Source organism: Amycolatopsis sp. NPDC104587, from assembly GCF_055583645.1.
Genome location: NZ_JBVJNO010000009.1, coordinates 141,249 through 158,554, shown reverse-complemented (window position 1 = coordinate 158,554; position 17,306 = coordinate 141,249). Strand labels below are relative to the sequence as shown.

The window sequence follows — 17,306 nt, the reverse complement described above, 5'->3', positions numbered from 1 at the left end:
CCGTTCGGCGAAACCGCGAAATTCGTGACTTTTCGTGGTGTCACTATCGCTTTTCATCGTCGGCTCCGGACGGTCGAGCCGGCCTTTCGTGTTCAGCGGGCGGGGCCCGGACGGGTGTGCCAAGTTGATCTGATGAGTGAATACCCGAGTTATCCGGCTTCGTCCGGCGCATCCGCTTCGGGTGCCGGTGCCCCGCCTCGGCCCAGCACGATCGAGGCCTCGTTCTGGGCGTTCATCGCCTCCACGGTGATCAGCCTCATCGGCGGCGTCCTGGTCTTCGGCAACAGGGACGCCCTGGCCACGGCCACCCGGGACGCCAGCAGGCGGAACGGCACCGGCCTGACCGAGGCGCAGATCGACCAGGCCGTCACGATCGGCCTCGTCGTGGCGGTGGTGATCGCCGTGGTGATCGCCCTGCTGTACCTGTTGTTCGCGTTCAAGCTCCGCGCCGGCCGCAACTGGGCCCGCATCGTGCTGACGGTCATCACCGTCCTCCAGGTTTTGTCGGTCCTGGTGGGCCAGAGCACGTGGGTCACGTACGTCAGCGTCCTCGCCGCGGTGGCCGGCGTGGTCCTCTCGTTCCTGGCTCCGTCGAGTGCGTACATCAACGCGCGCAAAGCAGTCCGCTGACGCTTCGGGCCGCTCAGCTCGCGTCGGACGGCTGTCCGAGCACCACGGGGAAGGTTCTCGGCGCGTGGACGTGCACGCTACGGCGGAACGTCAGTTCGTCCTCGGGGGCGGCGGCGCGAAGTTCCGGGAAGCGGCCGAACAACGCGGTGAGAGCGACCTCCGCTTCCAGTCGCACCAGCGCCGCGCCGAGGCAGCGGTGGATGCCGTGCCCGAACGCGACGTGTCCGGCGGGTTCGCGATCCGGGTCGAGGGCGGCCGCGTCGGCGAACCGGCCGGGGTCGCGGTTGGCGGCCCCCGTGGAGAGGGTGACCGAGGCGCCGCGGGGGATCGTGACACCGCCGATCTCCACGTCCTCGGTGGCGAACCGCAGCGACGCGTTGAGAGCGGGGGAGACCCAGCGCAGCAGCTCCTCGACCAGCTCCGCCGCGGCACCCGGCTTCAGCCGCCGCCGCGCCGCCGGGTCGGCCAGCAGGGCCCGCACGCTGTTGGTGACGAACACCGCCGTCGTCTCGTGGCCGGCCATCAGCAGCAGCATCGCCATCGCGACGATCTCGATGTCGGACAGGCGTTCGCCACCGTCGGACGCCTCGATGAGCCCGGACAGCAAAGCGTCGTCCGGGTTCTTGCGGCGCAGCGCCACGAGCCCGCCCAGGTAGTCCGCCAGCTGGTTCGAGGCGCGGACCAGCTCGGGTTCGGGGCATTCGTCGATCAGCACCGTCGACCAGTGGGCGAAGTCCTCCCGGTCCAGCTCCGGCACGCCGATCAGCGCGCAGATCACCTCCATCGGCAGCGGGATCGCGTAGCCGGCCACGAGGTCCACCGGTTCGCCGGTGGGCAGGCCGGAAAGCAGGTCCTTGGCGATGGCCTCGACGCGAGGGCGCAGTTCGGCCACCCGGCGCACGGTGAACGCCTGGGTGACCAGGCTGCGCAGCCGCGTGTGGTCGGGCGGGTCGAGCGAGGTGAGCATGTGCGACATGGGCGCGGGCAGTCCCGGAGGGGCGGTCGCGCGTTCTTCGGCGGGCAGCGCGGCGCGGTAGTCCTTCGCCAGCCGCGGGTCGGCGAGCCCGGCCCGCACGTCGGCGTACCGCGTGACGAGCCAGGTCGGCCCGGTCTCGAAGGTCACCTCGCGCACGGGGGTGTGCTCGCGGGCGTAGGCCAGCGCGCGGTGCGGATCCTGCCAGTACAACGCCATGAAGTCCCGGTCGTCCACGGCGTCAGTCCTTGACGGCGGTCGCGCTCATGCCGGCGACCCGGTGGTGCGGCCAGCGTGCGCCGTCGCCCTTGGGCTCGTCGCCGAGCACCGTCACCCGCCGGCCGACCCGGCGTGCCGAATAGTCGTTGACGGCGTGGTGCTGGGTGGCGCGGTTGTCCCAGAGGGCGACCGCGCCCTCGGTCCACCGGAACCGGCACACCCGTTGCGGGCTCTCGGACACGGCGAACAGGGTGGCCAGCACCGCCGCGCTCTCTTCGGCGGTCAGCTGCGGGATGCGCTTGGTGAACATCCGGTTGACGTAGAGGGATCGCCTGCCGGTTTCCGGGTGCACGCGGACCACGGGGTGCTCGGCCTCGCTGCGGAACGACCCGTATTCGAACACGTGCAGCGCGGTGAGCCCGTCGGCCAGTTCCCGGACCGGTTCGGACAACGCCTCGTAGGCCAGGTACTGGTTGCTCCACATCGTGTCGCCACCGACTTCCGGCGACTGCACGATCTGCAGGATCGAGGCGATCGGCGGGGATGCGGCGTAGGTGACGTCGGTGTGCCACACGTCCGCCTTGGCGCCCTGGTCGGAGTCGAGGACGACGATTTCTTCGTGCTCGGCCAGCTTGGGCAGGAACTGGTGCACTTCGAGCGGCCCGAAGCGGCTGCCGAAGGCCTTGTGATCGGCGGGGGTGAGCCCGGCTTCGTCGCGGAAGAACAGCACCAGGTGCTCGAGCAGCAGCTGGTGGATCCGGTCGAACAGGGCGTCGTCGACGTCGGCGAGCGCAACCCCGCGGATCTCGGCGCCCAGCGCCCCGGTGAGGGGGCGAACGTCAAGAGAAATCATTTTCCACTCATTCCTGACAGCCGTTCCGCATCGCGCGGAACGGATGGTCGAATATCCCCGGAAACTTGTCCGAGCCGGTTTTTCGTGCCATCTTCAGAAGGTCATCGAATCCCTCTCCGGGACATTCCCGAAAGGACCACCGTGACCAGTGAGACCACCGGCACCGCCGCCCTCGCCGCTCTCGTCGACCTCGCCACGCCGTTCGCGGTGCGGTCCGCGGTCGCGTTGAAGCTGCCCGAGCTGGTGCGGGACGGGTGCACCACGACAGCGGCGCTGGCGCAGGCGTCCGGCACCGATCCGGACGCGCTGGCCCGCCTGCTGCGCCACCTCGTGGCGGTCGGGCTGTTCGCCGAGCCCGCACCGGGCGAGCACGAGCTGACCCCGGTGTCCCGGGCCCTGCTGGACGAGCAGAACGCGCTGCTGCGGTCGTGGCTCGACGCCGACGGTCCCGGCCTGAAGATGGATCTGGCCTACAGCGGGATGCTGCACGCCGTGCGCACCGGCGCCTCGGCCTACGGTGCGGTGCACGGCCGGGACTTCTGGGCGGACTACCGCGACGACGAAGAGCTGCGGTCGTTCTTCGGCGCGACGATGGCCGGGTTCGCCTGGCAGACCGGTCCCGAGGTCGCCGCCCGCCACGACTGGAGCGCCGTGCCGAGCGTGCTCGACGTGGGCGGCGGCACCGGCGCGCTGCTGGCGGCCGTGCTGACCGCGCACCCCCACCTGAGCGGCGCGGTGCTGGACCTGCCCGAGGTCCGGCCGGAGGCCGAGGAGTTCCTCGCCCGGCTGGGCGACCGGGCGAAGTTCGCCGGCGGCAGCTTCTTCGACCCACTTCCCACCGGATACCACGTGCTGATGGTTTCCCGCGTGCTGACCGACTGGCCCGACGCGGACGCCACCCGGATCCTGAGCCGCTGCGCGGAGGCGGTTCCGGAGGACGGCCGGGTGCTCGTGGTGGAGGTGCTCGCCGGCGCGGAGCACGCCAAGAACAACTCGTCGTTCGACCTGCAGTCGCTGACCCTGCTCGGCGGCCGGGAACGGCGGCCGGAGGACTTCGACGCGCTCGCCACCGCTGCCGGTCTGAAACCGTGTGGGCGGATCGAGGGGGCGAACGGCCTGGTGATCCTGGAGTACGCCCGCGGGTGAGTCCCCCGGTGCGTTTTCCCTGATGCCTCGGGGAAAACGCACCGGTCCGGACCGGTCCGGACTCATCGGGCCGGCTCCACGGAGACCGCCCGGTTCACCCAGGCGGGGAGCCGGGTCGCACGCGGGTCGGGCAGCAGTTCGATCTGGTGCAGCCGGTCCAGCGGGGTGAGCCGGCGCACCCCGAGCCCCGACATCGTGTGCATGACTTCGTGCCGGAGACGGTCGTTGCGGCCGGTGCCGGCCAGCGCCCGGCGGCCGACCCAGGACCGGGTCGTGATCATCCGCGCGGCGTTGTGGCTCGTCCGCCCGATGTGGGCCAGGTTGGCCCGGCGCGCTTCGTCGTAGCGGCGCAACGCGTGGTCGAGGACGTCGGCGGCCAGTGTGCCGCCTTGGCGCACCATCGTGGCCAGCTCGTGGGCGTCCGCGATCGAGCTGTTCATGCCCTGCGCCGCCATCGGGTGCACCGAGTGCCCGCTCTCGCCGACCAGCGCGATCCCCGGCGCGACCAAGGTTTCCGCCGTCGACCGGGACACCGGCAGCACCTGACGGCGCTCGAGCCCGGCACGGAACGCCGCGGCCAGCGGCGCCAGGCCGGGACAGCCGTCGAGCACGCCGTCCGCCCACGTCCGCAGCCCGTCCGGGCCGATCCCGCGCAGCTCGCCGGGGCCGACCTGGGCGTAGAGCCGGACCCGGCGGCCGGGCAGGGGGTAGTGCAGCCGCAACCCGCCGTCGGTGACGTAGGCCGAGAAGTCCGGTTCGAGCTCGGCGACGTCGTGCAGTTCGAACGCCGCCAAGCGATGCGGGTAGTCCTGCCGCCGCGCGCTCAGCCCGGCGGCGGTGCGCAACCGGGAGGACATGCCGTCGGCGGCCACGACGAGCGCGGCGGGGATGTCCCCGTCGTCGCACCGGACGCCGGCCACCCGGCCGCCGGTCCGCAGCGGTTCGCGGACGTGCACGTTTCGGCGCACCTCGACGCTGTTCGGGAGCGCGTCGGTCAACGCGTCGAGGATCGCCTGGTAGTCGTGGGCCAGCAACCACGGCTGCGCGGCCGGAAGCCGGGCGTAGTCGAGCACCATGCGTGGTGAGCCGTCCGCGGCGCGGGCAACCAGGCGCGACAGCCGCACCGCCCCGGCGGCTTCGAGCCGGTCGGTCACGCCCCAGTCGTGCAGGATCGCCAGCGAACCCGGCTGCAGCACCTCTCCCTTGGCCACGGGCGCGGGCACGGGCTGTTTCTCCAGCACGAGGACTCGCTGCCCCAGCCGGCCCAGTGCGCAGGCGGCGGCGAGGCCCGCCACGCCGGCTCCGCAGACGACGACGTCCGGCGCGGTCATCGGGTCACCGCCCGGTAGCGGCCCAGGGCCCGCAACGCCATGCCGTTCGTGAACCCCGGGTTGGCGTAGCGGCTCACCCGCCGGACGTATTCGTGCACCGGCTCGGCGGGCCACCCGCCGCCATCGGCGCGGACGTCGAGCAGCCAGCGGATCCCGGCCGCCACCGCGGCCGGTTCCTCGCCGGCCGCCAGCAGGGACGACACCGCCCAGCCGGTCTCCTCGACGGTGCCGGCAGCGCCGTGGCCGTCACCCCACGAGCCGTCGTCGTTGCGCGTGCCGAGCAGCCACGACCGCGCGCGGGTCCCCGCTTCGCCGTCGGCGGCGCCGCAGCGAGCGAAGGTTTCCAGCACCGCCGCGGTGCCCATCGTGTGCTCGCGGTACCACACCGACTCGTAACTGCCGTCGGACAGCTGCGCCCGGCCCAGCCACCGCACCGCGCGCCGGATCCGTTTGTCCGCCGCGGAAACACCGGCGTCGAGCAGGGCATCGACGGCCTGCGCCGTCGTCATCGGGCACGGGCCGCTGTTGGCGACCTTGGTGTTGCGCACGCAGAGTCCCCATGAACCACGGCTGTCCTGGCGATCCCCGAGCCAGGCCGCGCCCGTGCGGACGGCGTCGGCCTGTCCACGCCCGGGCAGCTTCGCCAGGGCGGAGACGATTTCGCCGGTCTCCAGCACCGCTGGCCACCCCACCGCACCCGACCAGCCCCAGAACCCCGGCGGACACGCGAACGCGAGGAACGGCCGGTGCTGCTGGAGGCGCACGAACAGGTCCCGCGACACCGCCAGCCGTTCGTCGTCGCGATAGCCGGCCTCGATCAGACCGCGGACCGCGTACATCGTCCAGGCCGCGTCCAGCGGGGTCGTCGCCCACGAGCCGTCGGGATGCATGGTGCGACGGAACCACCGCACCGCCGCGTCGACCATGTCCTGGCCGAGCCCGGCCCGCGCGAGGCCGATGCAGACCAGCCCGGTGACCCAGGCGTCTTCCGACCAGGAGCCGGCGGACCCCTCGTGTTCGAAGGCCTGCCGGATGCCCAGCAGCGCGTTCGGCTCCGCCCGGCGGGCCAGCGATCGCTGCAGCCGGGTCAGCGGCCGGTGCCGGACCTGCGCGAGCCCGAGCGCCGAGGCCATCGGCAGCCGCAGGTCGAACAACCGCCGGTACAGGCCCGGAACCAGCGCGAGCTCCAGCGGGAACCGGCGCATCCGCTCCGGGGCGAGCCAGCCGGCGAACCCGTAGAACTGGCGGCACCACAGCACGACTTCCGGGTGCGGGATCGCCTCCAGGCCGCCGTAGTCCGCCATCCATCGCCGCCCGGCCTCCACTACCGGTGCGTTGCCGGCCGGGTCGATCAGGTGCAGGGCCGCCGCCGACACCGCGGTCGGGCCCGGCTCACTCGGCAGGCCGGGCACCATCGCCCAGCCCCCGTCGTCGTTGCGGGTGCGGCGCAGCCGGTCGGCGCCCGTTTCGATCAGGTCCGCGGCGCCGCCCGGGTCGGCGAAGTGCAGCGCGGTGATCGCCCCCGCGGTCGCGAGCGTGGAGCGCAGGGTGCTCGCCCCGAAGTCGAACACCCCGTCCGCACGCTGGGCCCCGAACAGGTCCCGCGCCCCCGCCGAGATGGCGGTTTCCAGTTCCTCCACCGTGCCGGTGTGGACCGAGGTCATGGCCTCTCTCCCTTGTTCGGTGTGCCATCCGGGAACTCGTGCCGGGACCGCATCCGGCTTTGCAGAGCGAGTGAGAAGACGAGCGCCGGCACCAGCACCGGCAAGGCGGTGCCGGCGCCGGCGGCCCCCGCGACCACCGCGGCGGTCAGCACCAGGCGTTCGGCGACCAGGAGCTCGTGCGAGCGGAGGGCTCGCCGGGCCGTGAGCGACACCGGCCGTGCCACCGAGAACGCGCAGCCGCCGAGCAACGCGGCCACGACGACCAGCGCGAGCTGCGCGCCCGGCCGCGCGGCGACCAGGGCGCCGAGGCCGACCGCGGTGGTGCCCGCCAGCCACAGCCCGCTCGCGAGCTTGACCGCGGTCGCGACGCCGTGCCGCACCGGCACCGAGTGGTAGCCGCCGGCCCGGTCGCCGTCGACGTCCCGCACCGTGCCGATCAGGTTGGACGCGGTGTCGTGCAGCAAAAATCCCGCAGCCACCGGCAGCAGCGCCATCGGCGGCCAGGGGACGGCGGTCATCGCGCCGATCACCAGCGCCAGCGCCGACAGCACACCCCGGCTCAGGTTCCCGCTGAACCCCATCCGCTTGAAGACGGCGCTGTAGGCGACGACGCCGCCCATCGCCAGCGCGAAGACCGGCAGGATGCGCCAGTTGAGCGCGACCGCGACCGCCAACGACGCCGTCGCGCAGCCGATGCCCGCGGTCAGCGCCGCGGTGGGGGACAACCGCCCGGACGGGATCGGCCGCTGCGGCTTCGCGATCGCGTCCAGGTGCCGGTCGAAGTAGTCGCCGAGGTAGTGCCCGGAAATCCAGCCCAGCACCGGAGCGAGCACCGCGGCGGCGATCTCCGCGGGGTGCCGGCCCCCGGCGAGCAGCACGCCGGCGAGCCCGAGCAGGGCCGGGTAGCACGTCGTGTAGGGCCGCCACGTCTCCCAGTGCGCCTGCGCCCGTCCCCGTACCGTCCGCCGGGCGATCCCGGGGGCGCGTGCCTCAGTGGTCACGGTCGACGGCGAGCTCGGCGATGCCGGCCAGCCGGTCGGCGGCCTCGGCTCCCGGCAGCTCCCGCAGGCGCGCCACCGCGATGCCGGAGCGCTCCCGCGCGAGGTGGCGAGCGGTGTCGAGCGCGCCACTGCCGATCACCGCGAGCCGCAGCGACTCGAGTGCCTCGGCCGGGCTGAGCGAGCCGGAAAGCGCGGTCTCGACGGCCTTCCGGTGTTCCGGCCGGCCGTCGCGGTGCGCGATCAGCACCGGCCAGGTCGGCCGGAGGTTGGCGGCGTCGCTGGCGTCGGGCTTGCCGGTCCGGGCGGAGTCCAGGTAGGGCAGCAGATCGTCGTACATCTGGAAGGCCACGCCGGTGTGCCGGCCGTAGTCACCGAGCAGGTCGACCTGCTCGGCCGAACCGCCGCCGAGCAGCGCGCCGGCCCGGCACGCGGCGCGGAACAACGCCCCCGTCTTCAACGCGGCGACGTCGAGGTAGTCCGCCAACCGGCTCCCCGGCCGATGCGGTCCCGGCGGTGTCATCGCCGACTCCAGCACCTGCCCACGGCACAGATCACCGCCCGAGCGAGCCAGCTCGTCGACGACCGCCACCACCACCTGCGCCGGTGCGCGGCTTTCGGCGACCGCGGCGAACAGGTCGAACAGCAGGGCGTCCCCGGTGACGATGGCGTCCGCGACGCCGTAGCGCGCGTGCACCGAAGGGCGGCCGCGGCGCAGGTCGTCGCCGTCGATGATGTCGTCGTGCACCAACGAGGCCACGTGCAGGTGTTCGACCGCCACCGCCGCGGGCAGCGTGTTCTCGGCGGCGCCGCCGACCGCTTCCGCGGCCGTGACGAGCATCAACGGGCGCAGCAGCTTGCCCGGCACGGCCATGGCGTAGTGCGTCAGCTCATCGAACCGGTCACCGGCCCCGGACCGCCGCCCGACGAGGGCGCCGCGGATCACCTCGGACCGGTCGCCTGCCTCGAGCGCCTGGCTCATCGTGCCGGTCATCGCGCGGCCTCCGTGACGAGCGGGTGGGTGGTGAACGAGCGGGCCGCGGCGAGCACGGCGTCGTTGGCCTCGGGAAGCCCGGTGCTCACGCGGACGCCACCGGCGACTTCCCGCACCGCCACCCCGTGTTCGGCCAGGTGCGTGATGAACACCTGGTTGCGCGACCCGAGCCGCACCCAGAGGTAGTTCCCCCCGCTGAGCGGGACGTCGAAGCCCAGTTCGCGCAGGCCCGCGCGGACCCGGTCCCGTTCCGCGGCCACCTCCCGGCACTGCGCGCGCATCCGGTCACCGGCGTCGAGAGCGGCCAGCGCGGCGGCTTGCGCGACGGTGGGCACGCGGTGGAACGGCGCCGTCCGCCGCAGGGGCCCCACCACTTCTTCCGCCCCTACGAGGTAACCGACTCGCAGGCCGAGCAGGCCGTGCGACTTGGAGAAGGTGCGGACCACGGTCAGGCGCGGATCCGACAACGTTGTCGCGTCCCCGATCAGGACGGGATCGGCAAATTCGCGGTACGCCTCGTCGACCAGCACGAGCACGTGCGGCGGCAGCGCGGCGAGCAGGGATCGCAGCCACGGCAAGCCCAGGACTTCGCCGGTCGGGTTGTTCGGGTTGCACACCAGCACGACCCGGGTCCGCTCGTCGACGGCTCCGGCGAGGGCGGCGAAATCCTGCCGGTCGTCTTCAACCGCGGGCACCGCGACCGGCTCCGCTCCCGCGTTGCGGATCAGCAGCGGGTAGAGGTCGAACGACGGCTCGGTGTGCACCACGGTCGAGCCCGGCGCGCAGTGCGCGGTCAGGAACTGCTGCAGCAGAGCCCCGGAACCCGCGCCGGCGACCACCCGGCCCGCCGGCGTCCCGAGGTCCTCGGCCAGTCGCCGTTCCAGCCGCGCGGCGAGTGCGTCACCGGTCAGGTTGATGGTGGCGAGTGAGCCGGCCAGCGCTTCCGGCACTCCCGGCAACAGGGGCCAATGATTCTCATTGAATGCCAATTGATGAATGATTCGAGTCAATTTACGAACCTTCCCGATCTGGGCGATCTCGACCTTACGATCGTTGCCGTTCCACGGTCAAGGCGTCATGGGTGCAATTCTTGAACAACAATAATGTAATTCATGAATCTGTCTTGTGAGCCGAATTTCTGCCGTTGTCAAGCGCGTGGGAGTGATTTGCCCTCGTGGACAGCAGGTGCATCACAAAGAGTCATGGTTGGCCGCTGTCACCCTGTCGGCGGAACGGGCACGTCGGATTGTGCCATTCGGCAGAGCAGGCGTCGTCGAATGGCGGAAGACCTTGGTCGAATTCGCGTAGACGGCGATTTTTCGGTACTGGTCGGGATTAATGCAATTCGTGACCGACGGGTGGCGGGCGGCGCGGTGTTCGGCTAAGGTCGCGCGCCGCGACGCCGGCCCCGACGATGGAGCCCGGTTTCTCCTGTTGCCCGCATTTCCGAATTTCAGTTCCGAGACCCGGCATCGGGGCGGTGGTCCGGCTGGGCGTCGGAGGCGAGTTCAGGGGAGCGCGGCCAGGAAGCCGGTGAGCGCGAGCAACCCCGTCACGCCGAAGTTGACGAGCCGGTGCTCCATGAGGATGGCGGTGAACTCCCGGATGGTGGCGCTGGGCCAGTAGTAGAGGGCGGTCGGTGCGCCGACGACCTGTCCGTTCACCTTCGCCGTGCGGGCGAGGATCGCGGCGCGGAAGGCGTGGAAGTTGTTGGTGACGACCACGCACCGGTGCCCGGGCCGGTGCTGCCGCATGAGTTCGCGGCTGAACGCGAGGTTCTGCGCCGTGGTCGCCGAGCGGTCTTCGCGGAGCACTTTGTCGTCGGGAACGCCGTGGGCGATGAGGTAGTCGGCCATGGCGTGGGATTCGGGCTGGTTTTCGTCCGGTCCCTGGCCACCGGAGGCGACGATCACCGGGTCGCCGCCCCGGTCGCGCTCGTCCCGGTACAGGGCGATCGTCTTGTCGAGCCGGGCGGCCAGCAGCGGCGGGATCCGGCCGGCGATGATGCGGGAGCCGAGCACGATCACGAAGTCCACGCCGGGACGGACGCGCAGCCGGCTGTACAGGAAGGCGTAACCCAGGTAGCAGCAGAACAGGAAGCCGACGTAGGACACCGCGGCCAGCGCGGCCACGGCCACGGCTCCGATGGTGGGGTGCTGGGTGTACTCGGCGGCGACCAGCAGAACCACGAGGCCCAGCAGCCCCAGGCCGGCGAGGAAGGACAGGAGGTTGCCCAGGGACCGGCTCTCGCGCCGGATCATGGTCACCCCGTTCGCGAGCAGGAAGACCGTCAGGACCAGCACCGTGATCAGTGGTGCCAGGAGGACGAAGAACACGACGACGCCGGCGGTTTCCGGGGGAAGCCGGTCGATGTCGTCGAGGAGCGCGATGACCAGGCCGGCGACGGCCAAGCCGAGCAGGACCGCGTTGCGGAACCGCCGACGGTCCTGGCGGATGCTGACCAGTGCCGCGATCAGGAACAGGGCGGCCAGGGCGTAGAGAATGGCTGTCGCCTCCGGGGTCTCGGGTTCGGATCGCCAGCAGGATCATCGGACCTCGGGAGTGAACGGCGCGGTTGTGACACTCGTCGGCGACGGCGATTCACCTGACCGGGCGGAGGGTTCTCCGCGCTGTACGCTCCGCTGTGGGCCTGGCTGAGTGCGCTGCGCCGGGACGGCTCGCTTCAGGACGTGTTCGGCAGCCCGGCGGCGGTGGCGGCGATCATGCGCTGCGGGGTGGGCCGGAACGGGGAACACCCCGGCGATCTCGGGTTCTTGCTCGTACAGCTCCTGCAGCGCTCGCAGGTGCCCAGCCTCCGCCAATTTTCGTAGTGATCGATGCGAAAAGGAGTAGGCTGTCGCCGTGGAGACCGGACGGCGTCGCTCGACGGGGCGGCCACGGGGATTCGACCCCGACGAGGCACTCGAGCGCGCCCTGCTCGTTTTTTGGGAACACGGCTACGAGGGGGCGAGCCTGGTCGCGTTGACCGAGGCCATGGGGATTTCCACCACCAGCATGTATGCGACCTTCGGCAACAAGGAAGAGCTGTTCCGCAGGGCGCTGGAGCGCTACACCGAGGGCCCGAGCGCGTATGTCGTGCGAGCGCTGGACCGGCCCACGGCGCTCGAAGTCGCGACCGCGCTCATCGCGGGGGCGATCAGGACGACCACCCGGCCGGCCGGTCCGCACGGCTGCCTGGGTGTCCAAGGGGCTCTGGTCACCGGAGACACCGGTCGCGGCGCCCGTGATCTGCTGGTCGACTGGCGTGAGGACGGGTACCGGGCCCTCCGTGACCGGTTCGCGCGAGCCGTCGATGACGGTGACCTGCCGCCCGGAGCGGACCCGGCCCTGCTGGCCCGCTACCTCACGGCGCTGGCCTACGGCATCGCCGTGCAGGCGGCCGGCGGTGTCGGCCGCGCCGAGCTGGAGGAGATGGCCGACGCGGCGTTGCGCGCCTGGCCGCTTTCCTGAGCCGGCCGCCACTTCTGTAGTGATCGATGCGAAATCTGCTATGGTCGAGTTCTGCATCGATCGATGCGGAAATCGGACCGAGAGCGGAGGCGGCAGATGCCCGACCGCGACCTGCGCGAGTTCTACGAGCGCTACCTGGGCGAGCTCAACGCCCACGAGTTCGACCGGATGGCCGAGTTCATCGACGACCGGACGACCCTCAACGGTGAGCCGGCCACCCGCGACGACCTCATCGCCGTCCAGAAGGCCGACGTGGCCGCGGTTCCCGATCTGCACTGGGAGCTCCAGGACCTGCTCTTCGACGGCGACCGCCTGGCCGCGCGCCTGGTCAACACCGGCACCCCGGTGCGGGAATGGCTCGGCGTGGCACCGACCGGAGCCTCGTTCGAGATCACCGAATACGCCATCTACCGGGTCCACAACGGACGGTTCGTCCACATGGCCGCCCTGCACGACGCCGGCGAGCTGCGCCGGCAGCTCACCCGCTGAGAGGAAGATCCATGACCGTCACCCTGATCACCGGCGCCAACAAGGGCATCGGGTTCGAGACCGCGAAACAGCTTCTGCAGCACGGCCACACCGTCTACGTCGGTGCCCGCGACGCCGAGCGGGGCGAGAAAGCCGCAGCCGAGCTCGGTGCGCGGTTCGTGCAGCTCGACGTCACCGACGAGGCTTCGGTGACCAGAGCCTTGGCGACGATCGACGCCGCCGAGGGGCGCCTCGACGTTCTGGTCAACAACGCGGGTGTCCTCGGTGGCGACTCCCTCGACGGCCCGACGGCGTTGCGGGTGTTCGACACCAACGCCGTCGGGCTCGTGCGGGTCACCGAAGCCGCGTTGCCGCTGCTGCGCAAGTCCTCGAACCCGACCGTGGTCACGGTGTCCAGCAGCGCCGGTTCGTTCTGGGCGGTGACCAACCCGGACCGGCCGGAGTTCGGGCTGCCGCTCGCGCTCTACTCCGCGTCCAAGGCCGCGGCGACCATGCTGACGGTCCAGTACGCGAAGTCGCAGCCGGGCATCAAGTTCAACGCCGTCGAGCCCGGCACGACCGCCACCGACATGACCGCCGCGTTCGGCATCGGACGGCCGCCGGCCGAGAGTGCCAAGACGGTCGTGCGCCTGGCCGTGCTCGCTGCGGACGGCCCGACCGGAACCCTCCAGGACGAGAGCGGCGAACTGCCCTGGTAGGTACGGCGAAAGCCCGGTCGGGCCGCGGAGCGGCTCGCATCCGGTTGGTAGGCCCCGGATCCACGCGATGGTTTCGGCTCAGGGCCGCACCGGGCAAGGAGAACGTTTATTCGTAGACGACGTAGGACGGCGTCGGCTCGAGGGCCAGCACTTGCGAGGGCGTCATCAGCGCGGAGCCGTTTCGCGTGTCTTCGTCGAAGAAGAGTTTGAAACCCGTCCGGACCTGGTCGGGGAGATCGCTGGTCAGTTTCCGCCAGGTCGCGCTCTTGGCGGAGGCCGAGCCGATCCCGTCCACCACTTTGAGTGCCGAGACACCGCTGTGGACGCCCAACGACCCTTCGTCGCGGACCACGGACGACGCCACCTGGTGGTAGGCCATGACCTTGTCCGGCAGCCGATGGTCTTCGACCAGCTTCCCGAGGTAGCTCGCCACGTCGTCGAGTTCGGACCCGGTGGTGTTGCCGAACTCTTCGCCGGGGACGACCCCGGGATCCACCGCCCATTCGGGATCGAGAGCGACGCCGACGTCGGGTTCGGTGAGCCATCGCTCGTACGCCTGCACTTCGGGCAGGAAGTCGGCCTGCCCCGGCTGGATGTTGAGCAGGAGCACGCCGTCGAGCTCCCGCGCGGCGTCGAGGTAGTGCCGCACCGTTTCGTCGGTGCACCGGCTGCGGTACCTGCCGTCCGCGCCGGGTGAGCGGTGCGCGGTCGTGGCGATGAGCTCGACGACCGGTTGGACCGGGCGCCCGGGAGGGTAGGTGCTGATCGTGTCGCGGAGCTTCCGGCTCGCGACGGTCAGGTCGCCCGTCATGGCGCCGAGGGCAGGAGAGCCCGGCGTGCCGCAGAAGCCGACGAGGAGCGGGGGTGTGGTGTCCGCTCTCGAAGACGGCGAAGGCGTGGGTTTCGGGGTGGGATCCGGTGAAGAGGCCGGCTGGCGTGGTGTCGTCCGGTCGGCCGGACTCGGCTGGTGAGTGCCGCAGGCGGACGCCGCTCCCGCTAGCGCGAGCGTCAGCAGCAGTCGTCGGTTCACAGTTTTGGCCTGCACGGTTCAGGAACCGGATCGGCGCACGCCGGTAGTGATCGTCAAGAGACTGATGACCCCCCTCGGTCCGTTCTGGCGAACTCAGTGATCGATACCCGTTCGAGCCACGGGCAAAACGTGGTCTGCCGCCTGCGCGGATCGCGCTCGCTGGTGGACGATGACCAGCGTGACGATCATCGTGATCGAGAGCAGTGCGAGGAACGCGGCACCGCGGCCAACCCGAGGAGGGACAGCAGCAGGATCGCCGGGTGGATCCCGAAGTGCCGGTCGCCGGAAGGAGCCGATCCCGGGGTGGCCGACGAGCACCACGACGAGCCCGGCGGCGACCGGGCCGAACCACACGACGGCCGCCGTCACGCCGGAAGGCCTGCGCCGTTCCGGCCGGGAGTCGAAACCCAGGCCAGGTTTTCGCGGAGGTAGAGGTCGGTCCGGAGGTAGACGGCCGACAACACCTGAAGCAGGCAGTTGAGCGCGTAGGCGCCCAACAGCAGCGTCACCCGGCCACGGTCGTCAGCGGAAGAGGCGGAAGAACCCGCGGACCTGGTCGACCAGCGACTCCGGTTGCTCCAGCGCGGCGAAATGGCCCCCTCGCGGCAGTTCCTCGAACCAGCGGAGGTCGGTGAACCGCAGCTCGGCCTCCCGCCGCGACGGCCGGGTGATGTCTCGCGGGTAGACCGACAGCCCGGACGGTGCGGTGACCTTGTCCCGGAAGCGGGCGAAGCTCTCCCAGTACAGGCGCGCCGACGACGTGGCCGACGCGGTGAACCAGTACACCGAGATCTCGTCGAGGATCTTCTGCCGGGACACCGCGTCCTCGTGGTCGCCGTCGTGGTCGGTCCACGCCCGGAACTTCTCGGCGATCCAGGCGGCCTGACCCGCCGGGGAGTCGGTGAGGCCGTACCCGAGGGTCTGCGGCCGGGTCGCCTGCACTGCCGAGTACCCCCGGCCGGTGCGCTGGAACTCCCTCTCGGCCTCGAGATTCGCCCGTTCCGCGGGCGTCGGGTCATCGAACGTGCCCGCCGCCACCGACCCGAGGTTCAGGTGCACGGCGGCGACCCGTTCCGGCGCCACTTCGCCCAGTGCGCCGGACACCGCCGACCCCCAGTCACCGCCCTGCGCGCCGTAGCGCTCGTAGCCGAGTGAACCCATCAGCGTGTCCCAGGCGCGCGCGATGCGCGTGACGCCCCACCCGGTCGTCGACGGCTTGTCACTCCAGCCGTACCCGGGCAGGGACGGCGCGACCACGTGGAAGGCGTCCGCCGGGTCCCCGCCGTGCGCCCGGGGGTCGGTCAGCGGGCCGAGGACGTCCAGGAACTCGAGCACCGATCCCGGCCACCCGTGCGTGAGCACCAGCGGGAACGCGTCCGGTTCCGGTGAGCGGACGTGCAGGAAGTGGACGCCCAGCCCGTCGACGGTGTCCCGGTACTGGGGGAAGGCGTTGACCCGCTTCGCGAAACCGAAGTCGTAGTCTTCGGCCCAGCTGCGGCACAGCTCCCGCGTGTAAGCCAGCGGGACGCCCTGGGACCAGTCGGGCACCGGCTCGGGTTCGGGCCACCGAGTCCGGCGCAACCGGTCGCGCAGATCCGCGATCTCGGCGTCGGTGACGCTGACCTCGAACGGCTCGGCGGCCACGACGAACTCCCCTCCGCTGCGGGCTTCCTCCTCGGCAACGGTAGCTCGCCGGCACCTCGGCGGCCGGTCGGAGCAGGCTCAGGTGAGCAGCCAGCGGTACCAGTCGGTGTCGTAGCGGGTGCCGATCGTCTGCTTCAGGAACGTGCGCGCGGCGCTCCACGCGCCCGTGCGGTAGTAGCCGAGCAGCTTGGTGACGTCGGCGGGGTGGTTCTCGGCCATGTACCAGACCGCCAGGTAACCCCAGACGTACGTGCGCGTCTGATCGTTGCCCGGCGAGTTGTCGAACAGCGTGCTCAACGCGTACGTGCGCTTCCCGGCTTCGGTCGCGGCCTGGCCGTAGAAGACCTTTCGGTAGCTGTAGCTCACGTATTCGGCCAGGCCTTCGATCCACCACTGCGTCGGCGTCGAGGTGTTCGCCTGGTAGTCGCCGTACATGTCGAACCGGCCGTCGAGGTAGTGGGTGTACTCGTGGTTGAGGTTCTTGATCTCGAACGCCGGCTTCGTGTCGTCGCGGTAGGCGACGAACCGGGCCTGGTTGCCCGCCGCCGACGGGTCGCCTTCGAGGTAGACGCCGCCGTTGTCGGTGCTGATGCCGAACATCGAGGGCGCGTAGTACTGGTAGTCGGCGCGGGAGTCGAACACGTCCACCTCCAGCGCCGTGTTGCGGTCGCCGGCGACCGGGCCGCTGTCCTTGACCAGCTGGTGGAAGTAGGAGTCCTGCCCGGTGAGGCTCGAGCAGGTCGCGCTCAGCTGGGCGGCGGTCATCCGCTGGGCACGGATCCGCAGCGCGCTCGTGCAGGACTTCGTCACCGGCAGGACGTCGGCGGCGGGCTGGGCGGGCGCGGCCGCGGTGGTGACGTCGCCGCCGGGGCCGAGGGGGTGGCCGGCGGTCCTCGGGTGGGCGGTCAAGGCGGAGGCGGGCGGGACGGTGACGAGGGCGAGCGTGGCGCAGACGCCCAGGACGGGGGCGGCGAAGCGCTTGAGGCCGCGTCGGACCGGCGAGTCGTTCATGGTCGTGCTCCAGGGAGGAGGTGGGTGGGGAGGGGGGGGGGGGGGTGGGGGGGGGGGGGGGGGGCGTGGGGGGGGGGGAAGAGGGGGGGTTTTTTGTCGGTAGGGTTGGTGGCGCCTTGCCGCCCGACCAGGGAGGGGGGATGTTTCTCGGTGCC

The 17,306-nt window shown here is 71.3% G+C and carries 18 protein-coding genes; 5 read left to right on the top strand and 13 right to left on the bottom strand.

Annotated features, from left to right (window positions below):
• Nucleotides 1-132 precede the first annotated feature (132 nt).
• Nucleotides 133-630 (top strand): hypothetical protein, encoded by a 498-nt coding sequence (locus tag ACZ61C_RS28385; protein ID WP_465310891.1) that lies wholly within the window; start codon nt 133-135, stop codon nt 628-630.
• 13 nt (nt 631-643) lie between these two features.
• Here ACZ61C_RS28385 and ACZ61C_RS28380 read toward each other — a convergent pair whose 3' ends face one another.
• Together ACZ61C_RS28380 and ACZ61C_RS28375 are read right to left on the bottom strand one after the other, a co-directional pair.
• On the bottom strand, nt 644-1,840 hold the full coding sequence (locus ACZ61C_RS28380) for a cytochrome P450 family protein (RefSeq protein WP_465310890.1): 1,197 nt from the start codon (nt 1,838-1,840) through the stop codon (nt 644-646).
• A gap of 4 nt (nt 1,841-1,844) precedes the next feature.
• Nucleotides 1,845-2,675 (bottom strand): TauD/TfdA dioxygenase family protein, encoded by an 831-nt coding sequence (locus ACZ61C_RS28375; protein WP_465310889.1) that lies wholly within the window; start codon nt 2,673-2,675, stop codon nt 1,845-1,847.
• 141 nt (nt 2,676-2,816) lie between these two features.
• Here ACZ61C_RS28375 and ACZ61C_RS28370 point away from each other — a divergent pair, with 141 nt between their 5' ends.
• A complete protein-coding gene (locus ACZ61C_RS28370; RefSeq protein WP_465310888.1) occupies nt 2,817-3,821 on the top strand; it encodes a methyltransferase in 1,005 nt (334 codons plus the stop codon).
• Between the two features lie 62 nt (nt 3,822-3,883).
• Here the strand turns inward: ACZ61C_RS28370 and ACZ61C_RS28365 are convergent, their stop codons facing one another.
• The 6 genes from ACZ61C_RS28365 to ACZ61C_RS28340 all read right to left on the bottom strand — a co-directional run bounded on the left by ACZ61C_RS28365 (nt 3,884) and on the right by ACZ61C_RS28340 (nt 11,219).
• Nucleotides 3,884-5,152, bottom strand: a complete 1,269-nt coding sequence (locus ACZ61C_RS28365; protein WP_465310887.1) for an FAD-dependent oxidoreductase — start codon at nt 5,150-5,152, stop codon at nt 3,884-3,886.
• Nucleotides 5,149-6,816, bottom strand: a complete 1,668-nt coding sequence (locus ACZ61C_RS28360) for a prenyltransferase/squalene oxidase repeat-containing protein (protein WP_465310886.1) — start codon at nt 6,814-6,816, stop codon at nt 5,149-5,151. The genes ACZ61C_RS28365 and ACZ61C_RS28360 overlap by 4 nt, the downstream gene beginning before the upstream one ends.
• Nucleotides 6,813-7,817: a UbiA family prenyltransferase gene (locus ACZ61C_RS28355; RefSeq protein WP_465310885.1), complete on the bottom strand. Its 1,005-nt coding sequence runs from the start codon at nt 7,815-7,817 to the stop codon at nt 6,813-6,815. The genes ACZ61C_RS28360 and ACZ61C_RS28355 overlap by 4 nt, the downstream gene beginning before the upstream one ends.
• Complete coding sequence (locus tag ACZ61C_RS28350) at nt 7,807-8,808, bottom strand: polyprenyl synthetase family protein (RefSeq protein ID WP_465310884.1); 1,002 nt, start codon at nt 8,806-8,808, stop codon at nt 7,807-7,809. The genes ACZ61C_RS28355 and ACZ61C_RS28350 overlap by 11 nt, the downstream gene beginning before the upstream one ends.
• Nucleotides 8,805-9,797: an aminotransferase class I/II-fold pyridoxal phosphate-dependent enzyme gene (locus ACZ61C_RS28345; RefSeq protein ID WP_465310883.1), complete on the bottom strand. Its 993-nt coding sequence runs from the start codon at nt 9,795-9,797 to the stop codon at nt 8,805-8,807. The genes ACZ61C_RS28350 and ACZ61C_RS28345 overlap by 4 nt, the downstream gene beginning before the upstream one ends.
• 519 nt (nt 9,798-10,316) lie before the next feature.
• Nucleotides 10,317-11,219 carry a YdcF family protein gene (locus ACZ61C_RS28340; protein WP_465310882.1) on the bottom strand — a complete coding sequence of 301 codons (903 nt, stop codon included), beginning with the start codon at nt 11,217-11,219 and terminating at the stop codon, nt 10,317-10,319.
• A gap of 451 nt (nt 11,220-11,670) precedes the next feature.
• On the opposite strand from ACZ61C_RS28340, the gene ACZ61C_RS28335 reads away from it, so the two are divergent.
• The 3 genes from ACZ61C_RS28335 (at nt 11,671) to ACZ61C_RS28325 (ending at nt 13,466) form a co-directional block, all read left to right on the top strand.
• Nucleotides 11,671-12,279, top strand: a complete 609-nt coding sequence (locus ACZ61C_RS28335; RefSeq protein ID WP_465310881.1) for a TetR/AcrR family transcriptional regulator — start codon at nt 11,671-11,673, stop codon at nt 12,277-12,279.
• Nucleotides 12,280-12,375: 96 nt separating this feature from the next.
• Nucleotides 12,376-12,768 carry an ester cyclase gene (locus tag ACZ61C_RS28330; RefSeq protein ID WP_465310880.1) on the top strand — a complete coding sequence of 131 codons (393 nt, stop codon included), beginning with the start codon at nt 12,376-12,378 and terminating at the stop codon, nt 12,766-12,768.
• An 11-nt stretch (nt 12,769-12,779) separates the two neighbouring features.
• A complete protein-coding gene (locus ACZ61C_RS28325) occupies nt 12,780-13,466 on the top strand; it encodes an SDR family NAD(P)-dependent oxidoreductase (RefSeq protein ID WP_465310879.1) in 687 nt (228 codons plus the stop codon).
• Between the two features lie 106 nt (nt 13,467-13,572).
• On the opposite strand, the gene ACZ61C_RS28320 is transcribed toward ACZ61C_RS28325, so the two are convergent.
• The 5 genes from ACZ61C_RS28320 to ACZ61C_RS28300 all read right to left on the bottom strand — a co-directional run bounded on the left by ACZ61C_RS28320 (nt 13,573) and on the right by ACZ61C_RS28300 (nt 17,151).
• Entirely contained in the window at nt 13,573-14,277 is a 705-nt protein-coding gene (locus ACZ61C_RS28320) for a hypothetical protein (protein ID WP_465310878.1), read from the bottom strand.
• A 312-nt stretch (nt 14,278-14,589) separates the two neighbouring features.
• Nucleotides 14,590-14,865: a hypothetical protein gene (locus ACZ61C_RS28315; RefSeq protein ID WP_465310877.1), complete on the bottom strand. Its 276-nt coding sequence runs from the start codon at nt 14,863-14,865 to the stop codon at nt 14,590-14,592.
• Entirely contained in the window at nt 14,862-15,005 is a 144-nt protein-coding gene (locus tag ACZ61C_RS28310; protein WP_465310876.1) for a hypothetical protein, read from the bottom strand. The genes ACZ61C_RS28315 and ACZ61C_RS28310 overlap by 4 nt, the downstream gene beginning before the upstream one ends.
• A gap of 13 nt (nt 15,006-15,018) precedes the next feature.
• The gene (locus tag ACZ61C_RS28305) at nt 15,019-16,140 is read right to left on the bottom strand and encodes an epoxide hydrolase family protein (RefSeq protein ID WP_465310875.1); all 1,122 of its coding nucleotides are present in this window, start codon (nt 16,138-16,140) and stop codon (nt 15,019-15,021) included.
• A 78-nt stretch (nt 16,141-16,218) separates the two neighbouring features.
• Nucleotides 16,219-17,151: a collagenase gene (locus tag ACZ61C_RS28300; protein ID WP_465310874.1), complete on the bottom strand. Its 933-nt coding sequence runs from the start codon at nt 17,149-17,151 to the stop codon at nt 16,219-16,221.
• Between the last annotated feature and the right edge of the window lie 155 nt (nt 17,152-17,306).

Coding starts and splice junctions, on each gene's coding strand:
- ACZ61C_RS28385 (WP_465310891.1), top strand. CDS start 133: ATGAGTGAATACCCGAGTTATCCGGCTTCGTCCGGCGCATCCGCTTCG.
- ACZ61C_RS28375 (WP_465310889.1), bottom strand. CDS start 2,675: ATGATTTCTCTTGACGTTCGCCCCCTCACCGGGGCGCTGGGCGCCGAG.
- ACZ61C_RS28365 (WP_465310887.1), bottom strand. CDS start 5,152: ATGACCGCGCCGGACGTCGTCGTCTGCGGAGCCGGCGTGGCGGGCCTC.
- ACZ61C_RS28360 (WP_465310886.1), bottom strand. CDS start 6,816: ATGACCTCGGTCCACACCGGCACGGTGGAGGAACTGGAAACCGCCATC.
- ACZ61C_RS28350 (WP_465310884.1), bottom strand. CDS start 8,808: ATGACCGGCACGATGAGCCAGGCGCTCGAGGCAGGCGACCGGTCCGAG.
- ACZ61C_RS28330 (WP_465310880.1), top strand. CDS start 12,376: ATGCCCGACCGCGACCTGCGCGAGTTCTACGAGCGCTACCTGGGCGAG.
- ACZ61C_RS28325 (WP_465310879.1), top strand. CDS start 12,780: ATGACCGTCACCCTGATCACCGGCGCCAACAAGGGCATCGGGTTCGAG.
- ACZ61C_RS28320 (WP_465310878.1), bottom strand. CDS start 14,277: ATGACGGGCGACCTGACCGTCGCGAGCCGGAAGCTCCGCGACACGATC.
- ACZ61C_RS28300 (WP_465310874.1), bottom strand. CDS start 17,151: ATGAACGACTCGCCGGTCCGACGCGGCCTCAAGCGCTTCGCCGCCCCC.